At 36.6% G+C, this 23116-nt stretch carries 24 protein-coding genes; 20 read left to right on the top strand and 4 right to left on the bottom strand.

Annotated features, from left to right (window positions below; genetic code table 11):
* Positions 1-220: 220 nt before the first annotated feature.
* The 6 genes from DYQ05_RS12750 (at position 221) to DYQ05_RS12735 (ending at position 5269) form a co-directional block, all read left to right on the top strand.
* Positions 221-2017, top strand: coding sequence for a hypothetical protein (locus tag DYQ05_RS12750; RefSeq protein WP_206183554.1), 1797 nt, complete (start codon positions 221-223; stop codon positions 2015-2017).
* A 25-nt stretch (positions 2018-2042) separates the two neighbouring features.
* Positions 2043-2603: a hypothetical protein gene (locus DYQ05_RS14740; protein ID WP_493666652.1), complete on the top strand. Its 561-nt coding sequence runs from the start codon at positions 2043-2045 to the stop codon at positions 2601-2603.
* 6 nt (positions 2604-2609) lie between these two features.
* The gene (locus DYQ05_RS14535) at positions 2610-3152 is read left to right on the top strand and encodes a glycosyltransferase family 2 protein (RefSeq protein WP_353934585.1); all 543 of its coding nucleotides are present in this window, start codon (positions 2610-2612) and stop codon (positions 3150-3152) included.
* Complete coding sequence (locus DYQ05_RS14530; protein WP_353934584.1) at positions 3095-3451, top strand: hypothetical protein; 357 nt, start codon at positions 3095-3097, stop codon at positions 3449-3451. The genes DYQ05_RS14535 and DYQ05_RS14530 overlap by 58 nt, the downstream gene beginning before the upstream one ends.
* A gap of 277 nt (positions 3452-3728) precedes the next feature.
* A complete protein-coding gene (locus DYQ05_RS12740) occupies positions 3729-4655 on the top strand; it encodes an InlB B-repeat-containing protein (protein WP_206183553.1) in 927 nt (308 codons plus the stop codon).
* The gene (locus DYQ05_RS12735) at positions 4643-5269 is read left to right on the top strand and encodes a leucine-rich repeat domain-containing protein (protein ID WP_206183552.1); all 627 of its coding nucleotides are present in this window, start codon (positions 4643-4645) and stop codon (positions 5267-5269) included. Before DYQ05_RS12740 ends, DYQ05_RS12735 begins: the two co-directional genes overlap by 13 nt.
* Positions 5270-5441: 172 nt before the next feature.
* Here the strand turns inward: DYQ05_RS12735 and DYQ05_RS12730 are convergent, their stop codons facing one another.
* Complete coding sequence (locus tag DYQ05_RS12730) at positions 5442-6638, bottom strand: tetratricopeptide repeat protein (protein WP_206183551.1); 1197 nt, start codon at positions 6636-6638, stop codon at positions 5442-5444.
* Positions 6639-7094: 456 nt separating this feature from the next.
* On the opposite strand from DYQ05_RS12730, the gene DYQ05_RS12725 reads away from it, so the two are divergent.
* The 3 genes from DYQ05_RS12725 to DYQ05_RS12715 all read left to right on the top strand — a co-directional run bounded on the left by DYQ05_RS12725 (position 7095) and on the right by DYQ05_RS12715 (position 12112).
* Positions 7095-8792 carry an FAD-dependent oxidoreductase gene (locus DYQ05_RS12725; protein ID WP_206183550.1) on the top strand — a complete coding sequence of 566 codons (1698 nt, stop codon included), beginning with the start codon at positions 7095-7097 and terminating at the stop codon, positions 8790-8792.
* A gap of 685 nt (positions 8793-9477) precedes the next feature.
* On the top strand, positions 9478-10824 hold the full coding sequence (locus DYQ05_RS12720) for an APC family permease (protein WP_024467768.1): 1347 nt from the start codon (positions 9478-9480) through the stop codon (positions 10822-10824).
* A gap of 31 nt (positions 10825-10855) precedes the next feature.
* Positions 10856-12112 (top strand): YeeE/YedE family protein, encoded by a 1257-nt coding sequence (locus DYQ05_RS12715; RefSeq protein WP_024465547.1) that lies wholly within the window; start codon positions 10856-10858, stop codon positions 12110-12112.
* Positions 12113-12184: 72 nt separating this feature from the next.
* On the opposite strand, the gene abc-f is transcribed toward DYQ05_RS12715, so the two are convergent.
* Positions 12185-13645, bottom strand: a complete 1461-nt coding sequence (gene abc-f / locus DYQ05_RS12710) for a ribosomal protection-like ABC-F family protein (RefSeq protein WP_080658477.1) — start codon at positions 13643-13645, stop codon at positions 12185-12187.
* A gap of 446 nt (positions 13646-14091) precedes the next feature.
* Between abc-f and DYQ05_RS12705 the strand changes: the two genes are divergently transcribed.
* The 11 genes from DYQ05_RS12705 (at position 14092) to DYQ05_RS12655 (ending at position 21430) form a co-directional block, all read left to right on the top strand.
* Positions 14092-14673 carry a hypothetical protein gene (locus DYQ05_RS12705; protein ID WP_252723401.1) on the top strand — a complete coding sequence of 194 codons (582 nt, stop codon included), beginning with the start codon at positions 14092-14094 and terminating at the stop codon, positions 14671-14673.
* Positions 14674-14793: 120 nt separating this feature from the next.
* Positions 14794-15033 (top strand): hypothetical protein, encoded by a 240-nt coding sequence (locus DYQ05_RS12700; protein ID WP_206183548.1) that lies wholly within the window; start codon positions 14794-14796, stop codon positions 15031-15033.
* Between the two features lie 33 nt (positions 15034-15066).
* Positions 15067-15555, top strand: coding sequence for a hypothetical protein (locus tag DYQ05_RS12695; RefSeq protein ID WP_020966437.1), 489 nt, complete (start codon positions 15067-15069; stop codon positions 15553-15555).
* A gap of 133 nt (positions 15556-15688) precedes the next feature.
* On the top strand, positions 15689-15886 hold the full coding sequence (locus tag DYQ05_RS12690) for a hypothetical protein (RefSeq protein WP_206183547.1): 198 nt from the start codon (positions 15689-15691) through the stop codon (positions 15884-15886).
* A 143-nt stretch (positions 15887-16029) separates the two neighbouring features.
* On the top strand, positions 16030-17373 hold the full coding sequence (locus tag DYQ05_RS12685; protein ID WP_020966435.1) for an RNA-binding domain-containing protein: 1344 nt from the start codon (positions 16030-16032) through the stop codon (positions 17371-17373).
* 103 nt (positions 17374-17476) lie between these two features.
* Positions 17477-18343 carry a hypothetical protein gene (locus DYQ05_RS12680; protein WP_206183546.1) on the top strand — a complete coding sequence of 289 codons (867 nt, stop codon included), beginning with the start codon at positions 17477-17479 and terminating at the stop codon, positions 18341-18343.
* Positions 18340-18540: a hypothetical protein gene (locus tag DYQ05_RS12675; protein WP_206183545.1), complete on the top strand. Its 201-nt coding sequence runs from the start codon at positions 18340-18342 to the stop codon at positions 18538-18540. The genes DYQ05_RS12680 and DYQ05_RS12675 overlap by 4 nt, the downstream gene beginning before the upstream one ends.
* Before the next feature lie 131 nt (positions 18541-18671).
* Positions 18672-18917: a hypothetical protein gene (locus tag DYQ05_RS12670; protein ID WP_206183544.1), complete on the top strand. Its 246-nt coding sequence runs from the start codon at positions 18672-18674 to the stop codon at positions 18915-18917.
* Positions 18918-18938: 21 nt separating this feature from the next.
* The gene (locus DYQ05_RS12665) at positions 18939-20000 is read left to right on the top strand and encodes an alpha/beta hydrolase (protein WP_353934605.1); all 1062 of its coding nucleotides are present in this window, start codon (positions 18939-18941) and stop codon (positions 19998-20000) included.
* 548 nt (positions 20001-20548) lie between these two features.
* Positions 20549-21049, top strand: a complete 501-nt coding sequence (locus tag DYQ05_RS12660) for a pyridoxamine 5'-phosphate oxidase family protein (protein ID WP_206183542.1) — start codon at positions 20549-20551, stop codon at positions 21047-21049.
* Positions 21050-21097: 48 nt separating this feature from the next.
* Entirely contained in the window at positions 21098-21430 is a 333-nt protein-coding gene (locus DYQ05_RS12655; RefSeq protein WP_020966428.1) for a hypothetical protein, read from the top strand.
* 30 nt (positions 21431-21460) lie between these two features.
* Here the strand turns inward: DYQ05_RS12655 and DYQ05_RS12650 are convergent, their stop codons facing one another.
* Together DYQ05_RS12650 and DYQ05_RS12645 are read right to left on the bottom strand one after the other, a co-directional pair.
* Complete coding sequence (locus DYQ05_RS12650) at positions 21461-22318, bottom strand: methyl-accepting chemotaxis protein (protein WP_020966427.1); 858 nt, start codon at positions 22316-22318, stop codon at positions 21461-21463.
* Between the two features lie 14 nt (positions 22319-22332).
* Positions 22333-23103, bottom strand: a complete 771-nt coding sequence (locus DYQ05_RS12645) for an oxygen-binding di-iron domain-containing protein (RefSeq protein WP_020966426.1) — start codon at positions 23101-23103, stop codon at positions 22333-22335.
* Positions 23104-23116: the final 13 nt, after the last annotated feature.

Here is a 23116-nt window from a genome sequence, read left to right as displayed (position 1 = left end):
GTCTGTCTCGAGTTTTCCGTAAAAAACTCGAAGCACCAAAAAACTTCGGACTCTAACCTTTTTATGCCGGATTTACAAGGGGGAGAGCCTTTTTCCTCTTTTTTTTAAATTTTTTTTTAATTTTCATTGTTATTTTGCTTTTTTTGATATATAATGATATAAAGATTCACTCAAATTTAGCCTGAAATTTAAGCCTTATTTTATTTACAAGGAGAACGTTATGAAAAAGATATTTTTTATTTTGTTGGTGCAAACGGTTTTATTTACAGCTTGCAAATTGAGCTTAAATGAAAACGTCGGCGAGGTTGTTTTAAACTTCGGAGAGAGCGGACGTGCTATAGGAAGCGACGGTTTACCCGTATTCGGAACGGTTCCGGTAGAAATAAAGGTATACAACACCGAAACGGAAGACCTTATTCTTACCAAAAGGGTTGAAAATGCCGGAGAAAACATTATGTTTCAAGTGCCGACCGGTATAACAATAAAAATCCGCGTTTATCTTATAACGCCTTCAGGCTCTTGGCAGGGAGAGGCGGTTCATGCGGTTATTTCAGGTACCAATAACGTGCCCATAAAATTAAACAAAAAAATAGCGGACTTACACGGGCTTTTATTTACTCAACAGGATACCGGGAACGGTTATAAACTTACATTTACACTGGGGACTAAAACCGTAAACGCCCCGTATTCCGACGGAGAAAGACAAGTCTTTACCCGCGACAACAGGGGACGCATGTACGTTGCGTATAAGGACACCACAGACTGGAAATTACAGCGTTATACGGCGGAAGGAGAGGAAGACGGAAACGCCTTTGAGTTAAAGGATACTTCAATTCCGCCTCAGCCGGTTACCCCCTCGGTTATTATGAGCGATTTTACGGCGGGGGAAACGTATCTTGTTGATACGAGCGGAAAGGTGTACGTGATAGAAGATTCTTCTCTTTCTGTACTATCGTCGACTACTCTGAGCCATTTTAAGAATGTCGCCGCAATTGATAACGGGCAGATAGTGTATTTATGGGAAGATATGCCCGGTGAACCTAAAATTTACGTCGGTTCAAATAACAGAGATATCAAAGATGATATTAAAATCGGGAATTTACCTGACGGTAAGGTAACCGATATCTTTATAAGAGGGAACTATGCTTACGTGCTTTTTAACGCTTTTAATGAAAAAATAGAGAATGATAATAAACGGCTCTATTCTTTAGGAGGAGTGCTGCGCTATAACATAAATAATTTGGAAGAGCCTCCTTTAAAAATCGGGTTTAATGATGCCCCCGACTTTGTAAACGACGTACTTAACAACTACGGTTACGGAAACTATTTTTACGGGGCTGTAAAGGTTGTAGGTTTTGACGAAGACGGTCTTTACATAGCCGACGACGGCTTTGCCGCCGCCTATATTAACGAAAAGGCGCGCATTATAAAAAACCGAAACCGCATTGCCTACCTCGGTTTTAATACAAATGCCCTTATCTTTGCGGAAACCGTCGTAACTTGGTTTAACGAATACGATGAACGGCGCTCTCCTAATACAAAAGCTCTGTTGTGGGAAAAGGGTGTGCATGGATTCGATTATAGCGGTGCCCTTAGTATAGTTAGTAATATATCACAACAAGATTATGGCGATGTTTTTTGTTTTGACCAGGACGGTAATTTGTATGTAGGTAAACAAAACGGTCCAGCCTACACTATTGCGCAATTTAAACTGAAGGAAAACGGTGAGGAATATAATACTAACCTTATAACACCTTCTGGTCTTTCTACAACTTCTGTTCCTACGTGTTTTGCAGTAGACGTATCCGGTGCTAATGAAGATATAAAAAACTATTTGTATTATGCTTTTAAAGATAGTAAATATAAAATCAAACGGTTAAAATGGGACGATGCTTTTAGCACTGCCGGTGATGATAGCGGTTTTACTCCTATTACTTTTGACCCCGACGAAGAGGTTACCGCCCTTGCCGCAAACAGAGACGGTCTTTTTGTTGCGGTAACAAAAGGTAACCAATGAAAACGATAATGGTGAAAGCTATAAAATTACGGTAAAAAAATATGAACATAGCGGCAGCTCAGCCGGTGAGGCAACGGTAGTAAATGAAACGGAAACCCATTGGAACTATTATGTTGGTAGTACTGCTGAAGACGCTAACAAATATATAAGTGAAAACTTAAATGCGCTGCATATTAAAGACGGCTTTTTATATGCGGTAACGACAAAACGTATCGGAGTTGTATTAAAATCAGGTGGAGATACGCTTCGCCCGGATAAGTCGGTTATTACCGGCAAGCTGATTATTATAGGCAAGACTTCCGATTTTTCCGTAAGTCCGGCTCCTCTTTATCAAACTACACTTACGGGTGTTGATGATATAAATGCTGCTACGGTTTCAGGTGCATTTTCTCCGTACCGCTTTATTGCCCTTAAACCGAAAAAGCTTATTATCGCTTCGGACGGGTACTATGCTAAAGATAATACCAGTGCTAATATGGTTCAAAAAAATAATGTGGTTATTTTTAATCTTGATACGTTTAACATTCAGTCCGTCAACGCTGAGATAGAATTTTCTAAAATAATGACTGACACATTTGAATGGTAATTATTCTTGGCACCACTTATTACGCTTTCCGTTCCCGTTTACGGCACGGAAAGCGTTTTACCGGAACTGCTCGATTCCCTTGCAGGGCAAAGCCTATTTACGGACGGAAAAGCGGGCGGAGTAGCCGTTCCCTTTGAGCTGCTCATTGTAAACGACGGGAGCCCTGACGGGACTTTGCTCCCTAAAATCATAAAGCCCTATAAAAAAGCCTTGGCCGCCTTGTGCGGTTCCGTCCGCATACTTGAGCACCGTAAAAACCTCGGCACCCTTGAAGCCCGCCGTACCGCCTGCTTACATGCGAGCGGCACGTATACGGTTTTTGCCGACTCCGACGACAGCCTGCCGCCCGATTCCCTTGCCCTGCTTATTAAGGCTGCCCTTGCTTCCGGTGCGGGCATTCAAGTTTTTTATGCGGAAAACTTTTCCGCACGGAGCTTTTACGCAACGCTTTTAAAGACATTCCGCACACCTTTTGTACCATGGCGGAAGACTTGCTTATTTACTTTTTTATTCTTTTACATGCGGCGGACTCCCGCTATTACGGCATAGAAGAAATCGTATACACCTACCGACTCGGGCGCGGCATAAGCTCGAACCGCGAAATAACCTCCCTCGACCAATGGGAGCGCGCCTGTTCCGCCGCTTCCGTATTTACGATAATCTTTTCCCATCTCGAAGAACACCCTCTTACCGTTCCCAACGCCGAAAAAATCCTTTTAAGCCTAAAAGACCTGTGCCGCTCCCACATGAAAATGAACCTGAACCACTTACAGCGCGTCAGTCCCGCCCTGCAGCCCGAAGCAAAAAAAATCTTATGCGAGTATTGGGGAGAGGGAATCGATTGTTAATCCAGCCGGTTTATTATAGAACAAAACCTTATTTTACTTAACCCGCTAAATTTTTATCTGAAAATTGACCGTTATCTTCTTCGATATTTTGAAAATTATATATTATTTCTCTATTTTTATAATATTTTGACTTAATATGTGCTGGAGATAATAAATTTTATAAAAATTATAGAGAAAATAGAGAAAAATTATAGAAAAACAGGGTAAAACTATTGACTAAATTGAGAAAAACTGTCATACTCTAAGAATATGTTTATTATTTTTAGGGAGAATTGTTATGAATAAAGAACAAAATAATCGATGCAAAATTAGAACAATCAATAGCAAGTATTTGCTAATCTGTTTTGCGGTATCCGTTTTGACCTCCGTTACCGCATGCCGCCATAAAGGAAATACTCTTACACCCCCTGCAACTTTATCTGACGATAGTACGCCCCCTCCGGCAGCACCCGTGGAAAGGCTTTCCAAACCGGTAGTTAATACAACCGCAGAAGATAGTAAGGTAACCCTTTTATGGGGCGGTATTCCTAATGCTTCCGGTTATAGTCTTGTTTGGAACGGAGGAGCCGAAGAAAAACTTCCCGCCTCACAACTTTCAATAAGTAAAACCGGGTTGACTAACGGTACGTCTTATAACTATAAACTGAAAGCTGTCGGTCAAAAGGTAGGTTCGGTTACTTATACCGATTCGGAAGAAACTTCCGGAACTGTTACACCAGCTTCTGGCATTACGACTTACACTGTAAGTTTTGATACGAAAGGCGGCACTCCCGCTTCTTATCCGCAACAGAGTATACAGCACGGTCAAAAAATACAAAAACCCGATTCCGACCCTACAAAAGATACTTATATTTTTAAAGGCTGGTATAAAGACCCTTCTTTCGGCGGTACTGCTTGGAACTTTGAAAACGATATTGTAACTGAAGCTATGACCTTATATGCAAAATGGGATAAAGCATTTGATATAGATGTCACAACTAAAACTCTTAAGAAATATAACGGTGAAAAACCCAAGGGAAAGCTGGTAATACCTCGTAATATTTACGGAAAGGATATTGAAAATATAGGAGAAAATGCTTTTAAAGATTGTACGGATTTAACCGAAGTGGTTATTGAAGAGGGAATCAAAACTATAGGTAAAAACGCTTTTTCAGGTTGTAAAAAACTTGTAAAAAGCTGGCAAGTATTGAATTGCCAAAAGTAACCGAAATAGGTGACAGAGCTTTTGCCAATACCGAAATAGAAAGCATTACAATTCCTGAAGTTACTAAAATAGGCAGTTCGGCATTTTCAGGTTGTAAAAATCTTAAAACTGTAAATATGCCTAAGGTTACCGAGTTGGGAACCGGAGTGTTTAAAAGCAGCGGTTTGGAAACCGTAACAATTCCTAAAGGTATTACAAAGATTACGGATTCATTATTTGAAAAATGTGAAAATTTAAAAACTGTAATTATGTATGAGAATGTTATTGAATTCGGAAGCGGTAGTTTTGAGGGTTGCAATAAGTTAAGTAAACTTATCTTATCTCCAAAACTTGTTAAAGCAGGTTCTAGCGTCTTTAAATCCAGCGGTATAAAAAGGGTAGATTTTCCAGAAGGGTTTAAAGAGCTTGGAAGTAACGCTTTTGAAAAATGCAAGGACTTAAAACTTGTAAGTTTGCCTTCAAGTGTTACCACTGTAGGAGCAAATGCATTTAATGAGTGTAATCAAAATGCAGAAGTGTATGCAAAAACAGCTGAAGTTCAAACTAAAGCAAAGGGTAAAGGTCTTCCGGATGGAAATATAAAAGTAGGAGCCCCTCCTGTAACCATAGACTGATTTAAAACTGAGCGAAATTGACCTCCTCAGCCCAGCCCTTGTCGGCTTGTCCGGCAAGGGCGTACAGCCTAAGGCTTTAAAACAAATTTAATAATAACGGTTGCCGCACCGGACAAAGCGGAGCAATTCATACCTGTTTTACTTGAAAAATTAATTTATATTAAATCGGATATTAAAATCCGCAAAGTGTATAGGCGTTTACCAAGTTATCCAAATTAAAATCATCATCTTTAAGCAGTATAATTTGGAATATAATGCCCTCTCCTTTTCGGTATATTGTATTCGCTACAAAATGTTTATAATTTTTAACATCAGAAGCAACGGGAGAAACCGATATATCTAAAACGTTGACGTCCGCTTTTAAATATTTCTTCAGTTCCGTATCCTGTATAATATTTGAAGAATGTATATCGGCAAGACTCGGTTCTTTTCCTGCAAGCTTTTGTGAGGTTTGATGAATAAAGGCATAAGCTGCGTCAAAACCCGAATCCTTAGTTTCTTTTGCAAAGGCATAATAAATTATGCCGGAACCGTCTTTAAATTCAAAAGCTTTTTCAATCGGAATACCGAATTTTTTAGGAGGGTCAATCTCTTTTAAATAAGAAGCTTTATTAACGTTTAATCCGTACTTTTGAAATTTAAATTTGGCTTTTTTAATGGCGGCTTTTTCAGCTTTTGCGGAATTTTCAATAGCTTCCATATCTCTTTGTTCAAAATCGATTTCTTTTAAAATTGAAGAATGCTTTTTAATTTCATTATAACAAATTTTTGCATAGTTATAATCACCGATTCTGCAATAAGAGCTGCATATATAACATAAAGTCTGCGCCGCATAAGTCGGTTCGTTCCCTATATACAAAGCGAAAGCTTTTTTAAAAAAACGCAGTGCATGAATTTCCTGTCCTGTAGAATACAATAATGCAGCTAATCCATAATAACCTTCCGGGTTGTTTGTATCGGTTGTAATAACATAATTGTACGCATCAATTGCATTATCAATCATTCCGTTGGATTCGTAAGCCAGCGCAATATTAAGGTGAAGCATAATGTCCGACACCTTTAATCTCTTTGCGTCCTTTATGGCTTTTTCAAAGGTGTTTATAGATTCAACTTTTTTAAATTGCAGGTAATATACCAATCCCAACATGTTGGCCGCATCAATAAAATCCGGGTCCAGTTTAAGAGCTTCTTTTAACTCTTCTTCGGCTTTTTCGTAGTTCTTGGACTGATAGTGCTCTGTCGCCTGTAAATAAGCTTTTTCAGCTTTTTTATTTTTTGTCGGTTTAAGCATTGTATGTGTAACGGTTTCATCGGACATCAAACTCAGCGCAAACAAAAAATAAAATAACAAACTTGCAAACTTCTTCATAAATTTTTCTCCTATAAGTTTTTAATGCTATAAGATAACACTTGCGATTATACTTTATAATTTACATGCTGTCAATGTTTTTTAAAGTTCTTAAAAAAAAATAAATTTTCGGTTTAAGAAGGTAAGATTTTACTTTTGAATAGGAAGAAAAATTAACGCTGCGGTGTTTATTTCGGCAAACGCTGTAATTAAAAATCAATTAATATTTTATATAATTGCGAAAGATTTTTTCAAGGGGACAGGTTTATTATATGTTCCCGTTTATTCCGATAGACCGTTTTTAAACTGTAAAGACGTTTATACCGATATTTTGTTTATTCCTGATAGTTAAAATTATCGATAATTTTTCTAATAAAAAGATAATTTATTTACCGTTTTTAACCTTGCGTTTTCTGAAAAATAAGTATATAATATAAGACGTATTACAAAATAAATATTATTGTCAGGAGGAAAAGTATGGCAAAAAAAGTTGTTATCGTAGGAGGCGTTGCGGGCGGAGCTTCCGTTGCCGCAAGAGTACGCCGTTTGGACGAAAGCGCGGAAGTTATTATGTTTGAAAGAGGACCTAACGTATCTTTTTCCAACTGCGCTTTACCCTTCTTTTTAAGCAGAATTGTACCGAAAAGTGAAAATCTTGTTTTGATGAGCCCGGAGCAGTTTAAAAAGCAATACAATATTATTGCAAAAACTTCGCATGAGGTTATCAAAATAAATGCAAAGGCAAAAACCGTAACGGTTAAAGACCTCGCTTCGGGAAAAGAATTTGAAGAATCGTACGACACTCTGGTTTTATCTCCGGGAGCCTCTCCTTTGGTTCCCAAATCGATTAAGGGGGCGGATAAACCTCATGTTTTTACCGTAAGGAATGTAGTCGATATTAAAAAGATAGACGATTATATTCAAACCAATAACGTCAACGATATTGCCGTTATCGGAGCCGGATACATAGGTGTTGAAACTGCGGAAAACTTGCGTCTTGCAGGGAAAAACGTAGCCCTGGTCGAAAAATTAAATCAAGTTGTTGCCCCCTTCGATTACGATATGGCGCAGCTTTTGCATAAAGAAATGTACGATAAGGGTTTAAATCTTATCCTTGGTGACGGCATAAAAGAAATAAACGATGATAATATAGTTTTGGAAAGCGGTAAAAAGGTTACCGCAAAGGCTGTAGTTCTTTCTTTGGGTGTATATCCTGAAACGGAATTGGCGAAGTCGGCGGGCATTACATTGGGAGAGACGGGAGCTATCCTTGTAGACCATAATTACCGCACCAATATTGACGATATTTATGCGGTAGGAGATGCCATAGAAGTAAGCCACTTTATTACAAACAAAAAGACCCGTCTTACGCTTGCAGGTCCCGCTCAAAGACAAGCCAGAGCGGCAGCCGATGATATGTACAGAATTCCTCACAGAAATACCGGCGTTATCGGCTCTTCCGTTATCCACTGCTTTGATTATAATGCGGCATGCACGGGGCTTAACGAAAAGGATTGTAAAGCGAACGGAATAAATTACGATTACGTTTATCTTATCCCCGGTGATAAGGTAGGTCTTATGCCCAATTCAAATCCGCTTTTCTTTAAACTTATTTTTGAAAAGCCGTCAGGAAGAATTCTCGGTGCACAAGCTATAGGAAAGGGTAATGTAGATAAGCGCGTTGATGTTATCGCCTCGTTTATTATGCTGAACGGAACTCTTGAAGACCTAAAAGAATTGGAGCTTTGTTATTCTCCCATGTTCGGAACGGCAAAGGATATTGTAAACCATGCAGCCCTTGTAGCTCTCAATATTTTAAACGGAGTATTTAAGCAAGTACCCGTTACTATGGTACGCGAGCTTGTAGAAAAAAACGCCTGCATTATTGACGTAAGGGAACCGCACGAATTTGAAGCGGGACATATCGTTAATGCAATAAATATTCCGTTAAGTCAGTTTAGGGAAAGAGTGAAAGAGATTCCTAAAGATAAACCGGTATATTTGCACTGCCGCTCAAGCCAAAGAAGTTATAATGCAATTTGCGCCTTGCAGGGATTAGGTTATAGAAATGTGTATAACATTATGGGCTCTTTCTTGGGATTAAGCGTATACGAATATTACACCGATAAGATTCAAAACCGCAAACCCATTGTTACGGCATATAATTTTAACTAAAACCGAAAAACGGTACCGCCGCTTTTTGACAAAATTTTAAAGCGGCGGTAATATCTTGAAGTATCTGCGGAAAGTTAATTCGTAAAAATTATTTTATACCGTTTTTAATTACATTGCAAAAGTGCGGGAAAATAAACAATCCTCGGAATTTGAAAATTCTTGCGGTTGTTTATTTTAAAGGGAGGTTAAAATTAAGCTCCTAAGATAGCGTCGCTTAATTTTAACATGCGAGTTTGCCTGTCGGCAAACGTCGTGTATTTTATACCGTTTTTAATTACATTGCAAAAGTGCGGGAAAATAAACAATCCTCGGAATTTGAAAATTCTTGCGGTTGTTTATTTTAAAGGGAGGTTAAAATTAAGCTCCTAAGATAGCGTCGCTTAATTTTAACATGCGAGTTTGCCTGTCGGCAAACGTCGCGATTGTATGCCGTTTCTCACTTCGTTGCGAAACGGCGGAAAATAAGCAATGCTCAAAAATTGATATTTTTTCCGCTTGCTTATTTTATAAGGGAGGTTAAAATTAAGCTCCTAAGATAGCGTCGCTTAATTTTAACATGCGAGTTTGCCTGTCGGCAAACGTCGTGATTGTATGCCGTTTCTCACTTCGTTGCGAAACGGCGGAAAATAAACAATCCTCGGAATTTGAAAATTCCTGCGGTTGCAGAATTTATAGGGAGGTTTTTTTGGAAAATAATAATTTAATAAAAAAAACGGGGTTATCCAAGTTTGCTATTTTAAACTTGGTAATAGGAGCCATCATCGGCTGGGGCTCTTTTATTTTACCCGGAGTTTCTTTTTTACCTAATTCCGGAATAATAAACACGGCACTAGGACTTTGCATAGGAGGCGTTTTCGTTATAATCATACAAAAAGCTTATCAGGTTATGCTTAGATGCCATGTGGGGGAGGGCGGTGAATTTTCGTATACGCTTTCCAATATGGGAAAGGTGCACGGGTTTGCTGTCGGCTGGTCGCTCAGTCTTTGTTATTTAAGTATGATTCCCCTTAACGCCACGGCTTATGTTTTAATTTTGCGTAAAATTTTCGGTAAGGTAATGCTTTGGGGATATATGTATAATTTCGGCCCGACAAGCGTATACTTGGCGGATATTCTTATTGCTTCCGCTCCCATCATAATTTTTACTTTAATAAATTTACGCGGATTGCAGTTAAGCAGTAAAATTCAAAATATAATGAGTTCTTCGCTTGTAATAATAGTAATAGGATTATTTTTTATAATTCTTACAAAAAGCGATTTAAAAGCTTTTTCGGAAAATTATTTAGGCTTTGAAAAAATTTCTTTTATAAAAGCCGCTTCCGTCATAGCCATTATTCCGTTTTTATTTGTAGGTTTCGATGTAGTGCCGCAAGTTTCGGTCGATTTGGGTTTTAGCCCTTCAAAAACGCATCACACGACAATTCTTGCAATATTTTTCGGAATTTTATTATATAATCTTTTGAATATGATTGCAGGTTTAAGTTACGGTCCTGCCGAAGCGGCTCAAGTCGAATGGGCGGTCGGAAGCTCCGTAACGGATAAAACAGGAATTATAGGTTTTTTATTTTTACTGGTTGCTCTTTTTTCCGCCGTTACCGGAGGCATAAACGGTTTTATGATAAGCAGCAGTAAACTTTTCGGCGCTATTTCTCAAGAAAATTTAAGCCCGAAATTTTTAGGTGAAAAAAACGAAAAGGGGATTTATCACAAAGCGATTTTATTTATTGCAGCCGTAAGTTTAATAGGGCCTTGGATAGGACGTGAAGTAATTATTTTAATTGTAGATATGGCGTCTGTTTTAGCCGCATTGGCATATACGTATGTCGGTTTTATAGGAATAAAAAAAAGTCTTTCGGTATTTGAAAAAATTATGTGCATTCTTACTTGTCTTGTGGGAGCCGTTTTTATCGGTTTGCTTTTAATACCGGGCTCTCCCGCGCAATTGAGTAAGGGGTCTATGATTTTTTTAATTGCATGGGGACTATTGGGTGTACTTTTTTACCGTTTCGGAACAAAACAGCGTAATTCATAGTAAATTGTTTATTATATTGGGGAGGTTTTTAATGAAAAAAACAGAAAACATTATCGGGTTTGCCGTGCTTATACTCGGCATTGTATTAGGTTATGCGTTTTTAAAAACGCAAATGCTGTTCTTCCGTTGGATGATAGGCATCGGAATAGGTTATGTTTTAACCAGAGCCTTTTTCGGATTTGCAGGAAGCGTAAACAGAGCGTTCCGTACAGGTTCTACAAAACTTATGCGTACTCTTATGCTGATGTTTACGGTAACGGCTATTCTTACCGCATCTTTTTTGATTTTCGGCGACCCTAAAGCTTTTAAGCTTTCGGTTCACCCTATTAATTTAGGTTTGGTACTCGGCGGTTTATTGTTCGGTTTCGGAATGAGCCTTTGCTCATGCTGTGCTTCGGGCTCTTTAACCGATATAGTAACGGGGCTTCCTCGCGCTGCGGTTACGCTTTTCTTTATGTGCCTCGGTGTATTTTTAGGATTTCCGTTTCAAGCTAAAGCCTCATGGGTAAAAGATTCTGTCATAAGTACGGGAAGCCACAAGGGCGTTTTTATACCCGATTGGTTTTCTTCGGACGGAAAGGGCGGCTACTTGGGAGCGATACTGGTAACCGTATTGTTTGCTTCGATAGTAAGCGTTCTTTCGTATATGTATGAGAGGAAGAGAAAAAACGAAAACAGTTTTTCCGGTGTAGGAGATGAGCGGGCTCAAGATGAAGTACAACAGCTTGATACTAAAAATTATAAATTTTTCAGCAAAGAAAATTATGAACACATATTTTCAAAACCGTGGTCGCTCGGAACCGGAGCCTTTGCCTTTGCCGTTTTATTTACCTTGTTGATGGGAGTAACGAAATCGGGTTGGGGAGTTTCCACACCTTTCGGTTTTTGGTTCGGAAAACTGTTATATGTTTTCGGCGTAAGTGCGGAATCCCTTGCAGAGTTTACTGGTAAAACACCTGAGTTTTTTTCGGGAGCGGTTTTTGCAAACGGAGGTTCAGTACAGGATATAGGAATTATTTTCGGAACTCTTGTATGCTTATTGCTTGCGGGGACATTTACAAAAACTTTTAAATCCGAACTTAAAATTACATTTATGGACGTAATAGTTTTTGCCGTAGGAGGTTTTACTATGGGTTTAGGCACGCGTCTTGCAAACGGCTGTAATGCGGGAGCTCTTTATACACCCATTGCAAACTTTTCACTTTCCGGCTGGCTCTACCTTATTGTGGTAACCTCAGGCGGAATTTTGGGAAATATTCTTTTGAAAAAAATGAAAAGAATAGGTTAGATACGGCCTGTTAGAGGATAATCGGCAAAAGTAAAAATACTGTTGCCGATTACTTTTAACCGATTCATCACATTATTTAAGATGTAATAAATCCGTTCCGACCGCTTCGGTAAATCTTATATCGTGTTCAACTAAAATAAGAGCAGGTTTGTATTTTAAAATCATTGTTTCAATTTGAATACGCGAAATAATATCAATATAGTTAAGCGGTTCGTCCCAAATATATACATGAGCTTTTTCACAAATGGATTTTGCCAAAAGTACCTTCTTTTTTTGTCCGCTTGAATAAGTTTGCATATTACATTCAAATAATTCGGGCGGAAAGTTTAATTTATGCAGTGTTGTTAAAAAAACGGTAGTATCTATATTGTATTTTTCAATAAATGCAAATAAACTTCCCGATAAAAACTGAAAGTTTTGCGGAAGATACGATATTTTTAAACCTGAGGCCTTGTTAAAAGAGCCTGTAAATTCAAGAGCTTCACCTGTAAGCAGTTTTAAAATACTCGATTTGCCCGCCCCGTTTTTTCCGTTTATGCAAAGACATTCTCCCCCGCAAAGACTAAAATCGACCGGAACAAATACCTTCTTTCCGTCATATAATACCGAAAGCTTTTCAGCTGTTATCAATTTTTTTGCGTGATGAATAAGCGGCTTCATAGGTATATCTTCAAGACGCTCAATGTTTTTTAAAAGTTTTGCTTTTTCGGTTACGGCTTTTTCCGCATTGTGTTCAATATTTTTTGCACGATTCATCAGTTTTGCCGCCCTATGAGAAACGAAGCCCTTGTCTTCGGCTCCTTTTTTTGTTTTTTCTTTTAAATCGGCCCAGCTCTTTCTTTGTCGGGCTGCTTCTTTTAAGCGTTTGATTTCTTTACGCAGCCGGATATTTTTTTCAATTTCATAATTATCCCGCCGTATTTTGTTTTCTTCCCATGTATCGTAGTTTCCAATCTGCACGGTTATATTGTTTTTTTCTATTGCCAATATGTGATTGACTGTGCGGTTTAAAAAATCTCTGTCATGCGAAACTAAAATAAAGCCTCTTTTTCGTCTGAGATATTCGGCAACCGCTTTTCTGCCGTACATATCCAAATGATTAGTAGGTTCGTCTATAAGCAAAAAGCGGTTTTCATATACAAACATTGCGGCAAGAAGAAGCTTTGTCCGTTCGCCCGCGCTTAGGGTAGAAAAACTGCGGTAAAGTACGGCACTTTCCGTATCTAAAAGTGAAAGTTCTTTTTCGAGTTCTTTTATCTCAATATCTGGAAAACGCTCTTGAAGTATTTTATAGCAAAACTCTTCCGTATTTGTAAAGGAATACGGAAAATATTCGAATTGCACGGGCGCAATAATAGAACCCGTATATTCCAGTTTGTTTTGCAATAAATGCAAAAAGGTAGTCTTGCCGTATCCGTTACGCCCGATACAGCCGAGCTTCCAATCGGTGTTTAATTGTATTGTAAGATTTTCAAAAACAGGCTCTGTTTGCCCTTCGTATGCAAATGTAAGATTTTTAATATCTATTAACATAATAACCTCTCTTTTATTACTCCGTAACGTTTTATAAAACGTGTGATGTGAGAATATTCAATTTGTACAGTATAAGAGGTTATTTATTCATTATAGTGTTAAAGCTCCTTATAATAAGATATAACATAAAATTTTATTGATGTCAATTATGTAATGCGGGGTTTATTGCATAATTGATAGTCGGCGTTACTGTTAATATAGGCTTGAATTTTCCGATACTTTGAAATATACTTATTAAAAAAACGTGCGAGTTTACCTTTCGGCAAACGTCGTGTATTGTATGCCGTTTCTCACTTCGTTGCGAAACGGCGGTATATTCTTTTTCCGAATATATGGAAGAAAAAAATATTTTTATGAAAATATGAAAGCATTAAAACAATGCTATCCCGAAAACAAAATTATTGGTACGGTGTTTAAGGTGAATTGCCGTAAATAAAATGGAGAGAATGATGTTTCCCGATTACTTAGACGGTGCAAAAGTTAAGTTTTATACAAAAAAAGATAACTTCGGAATTGTAGATTATAACGGCGGAGAAAAAATGATAAATATAAATTACCTTGCAATATGCAAGTATGACAATACGCAAGGATATTATCTGTTTTTCTGTGATGAAAAATTTACGACAGTCGGTGATTATCTTTTCTACAGTATAGAAGAATGTAAAGAAACAGCTGAAAAATCAAAGAAAAATATTACATGGATTGAAAAGACTCATCACAAAGCGGAGTTTAGTTTTGAAGAGATTAAGATGTTGTTATTAAAGAGTATTGGAGAATATAACTGCGAAGCGGAACTAAGTCTTTATTTTGAAAACAATCCTTATGAATATATGATAATTATTTATAAAGACCATTGTTCTTTTCAGCGATGCGGTGCAAAAGAGATACAAAGCGGTGAACGAGTATTTAACACATTGGACGAATTATATAAAGCAAAGCAGGTGGATGATATTGTCTTAGCAAGGGATTGGGATAAAATAAATGCATTTGATTGTATGGATTTTGAACTCTTGGGCTTTTGGAAGTAGAGGGATAGGGGTATTATATGATTACAGGCATTGATTACATTTTATATACACAGAAAAGAAAGGGTGTATTCATTCACGAAATGAAAAAAATCTTTTTCATTATGGGACAATCCTTATTTTGTGATTGAGGCTGAAGATGAAACAACAGATATTTATGTTGCCAAAAGTAAAGCAATGTTTGATCTTATGGATGAAAAAGGCTTTTATACAGATAAAATTTCCGATGAAGGTCCTTTTTTGATTATATTTAATAATAGTTATACAAAAGAGCGTCATAGAATAACTTTAATTCTCCCTAAAAATATCGAAACATCGAAATTTACAAGAAAAGTATTTAACTGGCTTAAATCTATTTTATAAAAAGTTGAATTTTTTGAAGAGAAGGAAATACGGATGAGCGGTCAGGAATATTGGAATTACTGGGAAAAGTGTATTAAGTATTTAGAAGAAAAAAATACATCGGAAATAACAGCTTTCTCAAAAAAACTTGCTAAAGACTTTGGTGTCTCCGATGAATTGATGGAAAAGATTTTTGCAGTTAATTTAAAAAGCTATTCTAATAAAATTGATGTTTATATGCAGCAGTGTATTGAAAGAGCAAAAAGAGAATCTGCAAAAGCTCTTTGTCTTTACTATGATATAGATAACGGTTGGGACAGTACTATATATATCTGTAAAGATTTTTGTAGAGATAGTAATAAATGGATTTCGTCAAAAAGTCGGATTGAAATAGGTAAAGCAAGAGGGTTTTCAGGGATTTATAAAAAAGAAGCTCACGCTGTGTTTTTTGCGGATGGCATAAGCACGGGTATTTGCATATTACTTATGGTTAGAACAACATTGGCATTCAAAGATGTTGTAGAAAAATATAAAGACTGCTGATTGCATATTGGAAGTACTTGTACGGACAGTGATTTTGTAAAAGTACTTTAAATTTAAAATGATTTATTGAAGGTTCAGCTGTGTTCCGGCTTGTTGGATTTTGGTAATGTATGTTACGGGAGGTTTAAATTGTATGACAAAAAAGAGCGGTAAAATGACAAATGCGGTAGATACGGATAAGTATAGATTACATGCGCAAGAACTTATGCCGTTATTTTGTGAAGAGAATTTAACGGATAATAAAGTTGTAGAAATAAAGGGAAGGTCGAGCGAGTACAAAGTTGTCGTTAATAATTATTGCGGAGTTTATCAAAGACGTAATATTGTTTAGGGCAATGGCAGGAAACTTAAATGTGAGTTCCACTGTTGATTTGTAAGATTCGCAGTTCTTAATAATATAAATTAAAAATATCGACTTATATTTAATAAATGTCTCACTTATGATATAATTTATCACAATAGGAGGATTTAAAAATGAAAAAATATTTGGAATCGGAAGCTGTAGAATTAAAAGAAAAATATACTGATACGATTGCAAAAGAAATAGTATCTTTTCTTAATGGAGACGGCGGAACAATCCTTATCGGAGTAAAGAATAATGGAGCAGTCGTTGGTGTCAATAAAATTGATGAAGTATTAAGAAGAATTTCCGATGTTATAACAGCACAAATAGAACCGAATCCTCAAGACGAAATAAGATTAGAACTAAGATTTGATAGCGGAAAAACAATCGTTTTAATTCATATCCGTAAAGGCAGAAACCATATTTATTGTCAAAAGAAGTATGGCTTTTCTTCTACCGGATGTACTATAAGGATAGGAACAACTTGCAAAGAAATGACTGCAGAACAAATAAAAATAAGGTATGAGCGGAAATTTATTGACAGCGAATACATGATTAAGAAAAAATCAAATTTAAAAGAATTATCTTTTAAAGAGCTTAAAATATATTATTCTGAAAAAGGTTATCATCTGGAAGACCGAACCTTTGAAAGTAATTTAAACTTACGAAATGAAGCCGGAGAATACAATTTATTAGCTGAATTATTATCGGATAAAAACAATATTCCTTTTATATTTGTAAAATTTCAAGGAAAAAACAAAGCTTCAATCTCCGAAAGGAGCGACTATGGATGTGGGTGCCTTTTAACAACCTATAGCAAAATAAAAAATAGATTACAAGCTGAAAATATATGTATCTCCGATACCACTGTCAGACCGAGAAAAGATATTTATTTATTTGATTATGATGCCGTAAATGAAGCTATCCTGAATGCATTAGTCCATAATGACTGGTTAATTACCGAACCGCAAATATCTATGTATAATGACAGATTGGAAATATTATCACATGGAGGGCTCCCAAACGGGTTAAGTAAGAAACAATTCTTTGCGGGTATAAGTAAACCGAGAAACATAACATTGATGCGAATTTTTCTGGCGATGGGGCTGACGGAACATACAGGGCATGGAATACCGACAATCGTCGAAAAGTACGGAAAAGAAATTTTCGAAATTGAAAGTAACTATATTCATTGCATAATTCCATTTGAAAAAGAAGTTCTTGCCGTGCTTCCGAATAAAAATGTCGGTTTGAATGTCGGTTTGAATGTCGGTTTGAATGTCGGTTTGAATAAAACGGAAAAAATAGTGATTGAACTGTTAATAGAAAATCCAAGTTATACGTCTATCGATATTGCAGCAAAAATAGGAGTTTCCAAAAGAACAATTGAAAGAACTTTTAAGACTTTGCAAGAAAAAAGTATAATAGAGAGAATCGGGTCAAAGCGTGACGGGAACTGGATTGTAATAGGGTAAAAGAGGAGCTTTATGAAATTTAACTTCGGCTGTCGAAATCTCGCTTTCGATACGGACGATGTTGTTAAATGGTGTAAAGCAAAAAAACTCAGGGAGGAAACTTATGATTTATATATTAAAAAATAAAAAAATGCCGTGGGGGAATTACGGAGAAATACTATGGCAGGGAATTTATTTCTTCGATAAAAAGAAAAAAGAACACTGTCATTTAAGAACGGCTCCTTTTTGTCCCGAAATATACAGAAGTCAATACGATAGAGAATGCCCCGTTATTATAGTAAAAGAGCATATAAAAAAACTGATAGAAGAAAGTTTTTTAAATTTTAATTTTAAAAAAATCCGAAAAGATAAAATTGTCAAATTGGACTGGCAGGATTGGGATTTATCCGCAGATGAACCGAAACTGTACCCATCAGGCGATATGGATGCGGAAGAATATATTACAAACAGAAAGCCTAATGAGCTCTTATCGCAGGAGTTGGGAAACTTGTATGCTTTAATCCCTGAAAAAGAGGGATATGCGTATTATGATAAAAAAGATACTAAAGAAAAATTAGTAAAATCGACACTGTCCGCAAAAGATATTTTTGTAGTACATTCATTAAAAAGTCAGGAAATCTATGTGAGTGAAAAGATAAAATCATTTTTAGAAACAAGATTTTCCGATGAGATTTATTTTGAGCCGGCAATACTCGGAGAACCTGAGGATTTTCATAAAATCACGGAACAATTTTTAAAATTGAATAGTTTAAAAGAAAAAGCGGATAAAATGTCGGATTATGATTGGCAAAAATGGCACAGGTTAAAGACGGAAGCGCAAAAGCTGATTGAAGGAATCGAAAACTTAAAAAGCGAAACTGCAAAAAAGAAACGAAAAGAAAAAATACTGCTTTTACTGAATCAAGCAAATGAACTGTATCCGCTAAATGATGAAAAACGGATGCATGGATTTTTGGAGGAAATTCAATGATAAACTATTGCACCATATATGGGGACAGCGATGAGCGGAATCTGTATTTAGACACGGTATTATTCAAGCATTTACAAAAGAAAAATGCAGAATATTCCATAAAAATATTGAAGGTAATTTCGGGAAAGGAGACTGCGGCAAATAAAGTGTTTTTTTCGTTTTATGTGATAGAAGATAAAATGCTTCAATACATATAACTTTTTTATTAAGATATAATGTGATATAATAATTGAACTTAAACAAATTATTGCGATTAACCGGGCAAGCTGATAATACATGAAAAATCGAAAAAAATAAGAACGGCATATTTGCAGGAACTTGGATTAAAATGAGCGAAATATCAAATATAAAAGAGAACAGTAAAACCGTAAAAATATGCGATGAATGCGGAAGTCCATTTTTGGTATCTTCTTCAAAAATGGACGCTATATGTCCTAATTGCGCTCATATATTATATGGATATCCGAATTGCAAGCATATCTTTAAAAACGGTAAATGTATAAAGTGCTTATATAATAAAAATGCGAGCGGATATATAAAAAAATTATTTAATGAAGGAATAAACGAGGAGTAAAATATGAAGTATTCTAATTGAATACAAACGGGCAAAAGCCTCTCAAAGTTTTACAATCCCGTTAAAAAAATATCGGAGGTTAATAATTTTATGATGAAAAATAAAAAAAAACTGTGTTTATGTATTTTATTTGCTTTGATTTTCATACTCGCCGTTCTTGTAGGATACATCAAATTTATAGAACATCGGTCTTTATCGAGTTGGGTAATTGAAAAAGCTTTTTGGTTTATGGGCACAAAAAAACTGTCGGTTCAAATTGCCGAAGCGGGTTTAACCGAATTACAAAGATTACAAAAACCTGATAAAACGGACAATCCGTCCGAACTGCTCGGTATGCCCGTAACGGAAACCGAAATCGGCGGTATGCAGGTTTTTATCTGGAATGATTTTTACAATCAAAATCAAAAAATAATTCTGTACATTCACGGCGGGTCATATATTAACCATGCCGTAAATCAGCATTATACCGCCGTTACAACAATTGCAAAAGCGGCGGGAGCAAAAGTTATTTTTCCCGTTTATCCGCTTGCACCCAAAACAACATATAAAACGGTGTACCGGCAATTAAACGAACTCTACAAAGAAATACTTAAAACTTCGGCGGCGGAAAAAATAACCGTAATAGGGGATTCCGCCGGCGGCGGACTTGCACTCGGTTTTGCGCTCTACCTTCGCGACACGCAACAAGCACAGCCTGCACGTCTCGTACTTTTTTCTCCTTGGGTCGATGTAACTATGACTCATCCTGAAATAAAAAACTATGAAAGTACCGACCCGATGCTTTACGGTCCGTATCTCGCACTTGCAGGTGAAGCATGGGCGGGCGGTAAAGAAAATATAAAAGAGCCGTATGTAAGTCCGGCTTACGGAAACTTTAACGGTATCGCGCCGATTATTATGTTCACAGGTACCCATGACATTCTCTATCCGGATATACTAAAATTTCATTCTTTATTAAAAATGCAAGGAGCCGAACACTCCATAGTCATTGCGGAGAAAATGAATCACGCTTATGCACTGTATCCTATTCCCGAAGCAAAACAGGTTCAATATGATATTGCAGCATTGATAAAGGCACAATAAAATTTATAAAGCCCCGTTAAAAAGACGGGCGTTGCGGTTTGTGATACAAACCGCCGCTCTGTACGCGGCTCCGCTTTCGCTCCGGTACAAACGTGCAGAAATTACTGCACGTTTGTGTACAACCCGTACAAGTTTTAAAAAACTTGTACGGTTCCGCTCCCGCCGCTAACGCAAAGCCCCTATAACCAAATTATAAAATTTTCTGTTTTATACTAATCTCCCTTTAAAATGACACACAACTTTCAGATTTTAAAACTTTTATTATTTATTCATCTTACAAATTATTTTATTTTTTGTTATAATAAAAATATATTACAAAACGGCAGGTAATATCGAAAAAAAACAACCTTACACGAAATTTAATAACCGGCGTTGTAATAAAATAAATCGGAACATAAGTGATAAAAAGCCTGTTATCATTTATGCCTCAATATATAAAAGAAGATAAATAAAACACTTGAAATATATTTTTAAGTTTCACTTATAAAAACACTTGAAAGGTTTTTAAAAATTTGATAATTTTTTTAAAATGTTATAGGAGAAAATCTATGAGAAGAAAAGACAGGGAAATAACCGATTGTAAAACAATTAAAATGATTATAGAACAAAGCGATTGCATAAGACTTGGATTTATTGACTGCGGAGAGGTTTATATTATTCCTCTTAATTACGGCTATGAAGAAATTGACGGACGGTTTATATTTTATTTTCACGGTGCCGGAAAAGGGAGAAAAATAGATTTAATACAAAAAAATCCGAAAGCGGGCTTTGAGCTTGATACTAATCATAGTCTTATATCGGGAAATACGGCTTGCAGTTACGGATACGCATACAGGTCCATAATAGGAACCGGAACGGTTCAATTTGTAAATAATACGGAAGAAAAAAAACATGCTCTTACCTTGTTGATGAAGCACCATACGGGTAAAACGGACTGGCATTTTGCAGAGGCGGATATTAACTCCGTTTGTGTTTTTAAATTAACCGTTATTAATATGACTGCAAAGGAGCGGCCTATGCCCGGTCAACACGAACCTGAAAATACATAAAACCGATTGACGGATATACTTAAGATAAATAAAATATAAGGAAATATTATGGAACATAATAAAAAATTTATAAATGTGCTTTTCAGAATCGAAAAAGCGAATCTTTTTGAAAAACTTCTTGTAAAGCTTAAAAATTTTGACCGGTACTGTGCGGAAGAAAATATCGATGCCCATATAGAAATTGTATGCGCGGGAGATATTGTAAATAATTTTCGCAGCTTGAATAACGAACTTATAGGCACCGGGTACGATGTTGCTTTATGTAAAAACGCTTTGGGCGGCGATGAAATCAACTATAAAAATGTTCGTACGGTAAGAGCCGGCATAGGAGAAATTATCGTAAAAAAATCCCAAGGTTATGTAGAGTATACTATAGAGTAAACTCCGCATAAGCCTTGGCCCCGTAATTTCTTATTTTTGCTGCAACAAGGTGCCCAAGTGTTCGTGGCTGGTTTGCACTACATCGAGTATTGCCCCTGTTTCGCGTAAAAGACCGTCTATCTTTTTAAGAGAATAAAAACCTTCTCTTATAGTAATATCCTGCTCTTTTATCGATGAAGTAATTTCCGTAAGGAAATCGCTTGCCTTGTTCAAAGTTATTGAATTTTCATCAAGATTGTTTAAAACCCCGTTAAACGAACTTTGAAATTTAGAAAAAAGAGATATAAAAAGGGACATACTGTCATTTATTTCACTTACGGACTTACTTAATTCATCAAGTTTTGATTGAATATTTTTTGCAAAATCGCCCGTTTGAGTTGCAAGAGAGCGTACTTCATTTGCAATAATCCTAAAACCGCTCCCGAAACTTCCCGCTCTCGCGGCTTCAATTGAAGCATTAATTGCAAGAATTCCGGTTTTAACCGATACCTCTTGAATACTTGAAAGCATATCTTTTACCTCCGCCGTTCTATCCTTTAACACGGTAAAAGCATCGGCGGCATGTTGCGCATTTGCTGCTGTAGCTTCAATTTGTTCAACCCGTTTATGAACTTCCCTTTGAACATTTTCTCTTTTTTCCAAAACGGTTCCTATCATCTCATCGATTTTCCCTGCATTTTCCGCAGAAGAACTGCTTTCTTTTTGTATTTCTTCAAATAAAGAAAGAATCGTATTAAAACGTTCCTGCAAATTGTCTATCGATTCTTCAATTATATCAAACGAATTTGAAGTTACAAAATCCAGAACGATACCTCTGTTATATTGAACAACTATTTTATCTACCAAATCCGAGAAATTTTCAACTATTTTTTTATTATCTTCATTCATAAACCGTTCCTGCTTTAAAATAATCTTTCCAAATAATCGATACCGCACTTCAAATTCGATATCCAATTCAAAAAGTTATTCACCTGCTCGTCTTTATAAATGGCACCGTGTTGCGGTGCTATCATAATGGGATTTAATGCGCGCACTGTTTCCGCCCATCTGCGTGCGATACTGTTTGAGGCCATATACCGCACATGAAAACCTTCTATAAGCGGAATATGCTTTGAAAAGTCTTCAACAAAAGTAGTTTCATTATCGTCTTCAAAAACCGCCGCTCCTATATCGCCCGTAAATAAAATGCGGGAGCGCTCATCGTAAAGTCCGAATTGGCCCGGAGAATGCATAAAATGTGAAGGAATACAGCGCATATATGCTCCTGAAGGAAGTGCAATATTTAAGCCCTTATCCGGAATGGCGATAATTCTTGAAATATCTACTATACCGAAATGCGGCATAAACCTTACCCATAAACCTGAAATATATACCTTTGCCTTTGTTACACCCAACCAAAGAGCAATCCCTGAAGATACGTCCGGGTCTTGGTGTGAAAAGAAAATAGTATCGATTTTATCCACCGATATAAAACGGCTTACTGCCGTTACTACGCGCGAAAAAAGGTGAACTCCGCCCGGGTCAAGCAATACTCCTCGTCCATGGTCTATAATAAGGTATTGCATGGTTTGGACAGCACCTTTTCTGTTCTTACTTTCCGAACCCAACCAAATAAATTTATGGTCGTTATCTTCATATAAAACAATTCCGTCAATATTGTTCGCGTCTTTCATCTAAAACTCCTTG

This window comes from Treponema pedis, assembly GCF_017161325.1.
Taxonomy (GTDB): domain Bacteria; phylum Spirochaetota; class Spirochaetia; order Treponematales; family Treponemataceae; genus Treponema_B; species Treponema_B pedis.
This window is presented reverse-complemented; position numbering and strand designations above follow the sequence as displayed.

What these genes read in the sequence shown, in the direction of transcription:
- DYQ05_RS12670 (WP_206183544.1), top strand. Translation starts at nt 18,672, where the DNA reads ATGAGCGAAATATCAAATATAAAAGAGAACAGTAAAACCGTAAAAATA.
- DYQ05_RS12655 (WP_020966428.1), top strand. Translation starts at nt 21,098, where the DNA reads ATGGAACATAATAAAAAATTTATAAATGTGCTTTTCAGAATCGAAAAA.
- abc-f (WP_080658477.1), bottom strand. Translation starts at nt 13,645, where the DNA reads ATGTTAATAGATATTAAAAATCTTACATTTGCATACGAAGGGCAAACA.
- DYQ05_RS12650 (WP_020966427.1), bottom strand. Translation starts at nt 22,318, where the DNA reads ATGAATGAAGATAATAAAAAAATAGTTGAAAATTTCTCGGATTTGGTA.
- DYQ05_RS12680 (WP_206183546.1), top strand. Translation starts at nt 17,477, where the DNA reads ATGATTTATATATTAAAAAATAAAAAAATGCCGTGGGGGAATTACGGA.
- DYQ05_RS12750 (WP_206183554.1), top strand. Translation starts at nt 221, where the DNA reads ATGAAAAAGATATTTTTTATTTTGTTGGTGCAAACGGTTTTATTTACA.
- DYQ05_RS12675 (WP_206183545.1), top strand. Translation starts at nt 18,340, where the DNA reads ATGATAAACTATTGCACCATATATGGGGACAGCGATGAGCGGAATCTG.
- DYQ05_RS12695 (WP_020966437.1), top strand. Translation starts at nt 15,067, where the DNA reads ATGAGCGGTCAGGAATATTGGAATTACTGGGAAAAGTGTATTAAGTAT.
- DYQ05_RS12730 (WP_206183551.1), bottom strand. Translation starts at nt 6,638, where the DNA reads ATGAAGAAGTTTGCAAGTTTGTTATTTTATTTTTTGTTTGCGCTGAGT.
- DYQ05_RS12740 (WP_206183553.1), top strand. Translation starts at nt 3,729, where the DNA reads ATGAATAAAGAACAAAATAATCGATGCAAAATTAGAACAATCAATAGC.
- DYQ05_RS12725 (WP_206183550.1), top strand. Translation starts at nt 7,095, where the DNA reads ATGGCAAAAAAAGTTGTTATCGTAGGAGGCGTTGCGGGCGGAGCTTCC.
- DYQ05_RS12660 (WP_206183542.1), top strand. Translation starts at nt 20,549, where the DNA reads ATGAGAAGAAAAGACAGGGAAATAACCGATTGTAAAACAATTAAAATG.
- DYQ05_RS12715 (WP_024465547.1), top strand. Translation starts at nt 10,856, where the DNA reads ATGAAAAAAACAGAAAACATTATCGGGTTTGCCGTGCTTATACTCGGC.
- DYQ05_RS12685 (WP_020966435.1), top strand. Translation starts at nt 16,030, where the DNA reads ATGAAAAAATATTTGGAATCGGAAGCTGTAGAATTAAAAGAAAAATAT.
- DYQ05_RS12705 (WP_252723401.1), top strand. Translation starts at nt 14,092, where the DNA reads ATGATGTTTCCCGATTACTTAGACGGTGCAAAAGTTAAGTTTTATACA.
- DYQ05_RS12645 (WP_020966426.1), bottom strand. Translation starts at nt 23,103, where the DNA reads ATGAAAGACGCGAACAATATTGACGGAATTGTTTTATATGAAGATAAC.
- DYQ05_RS12690 (WP_206183547.1), top strand. Translation starts at nt 15,689, where the DNA reads ATGACAAAAAAGAGCGGTAAAATGACAAATGCGGTAGATACGGATAAG.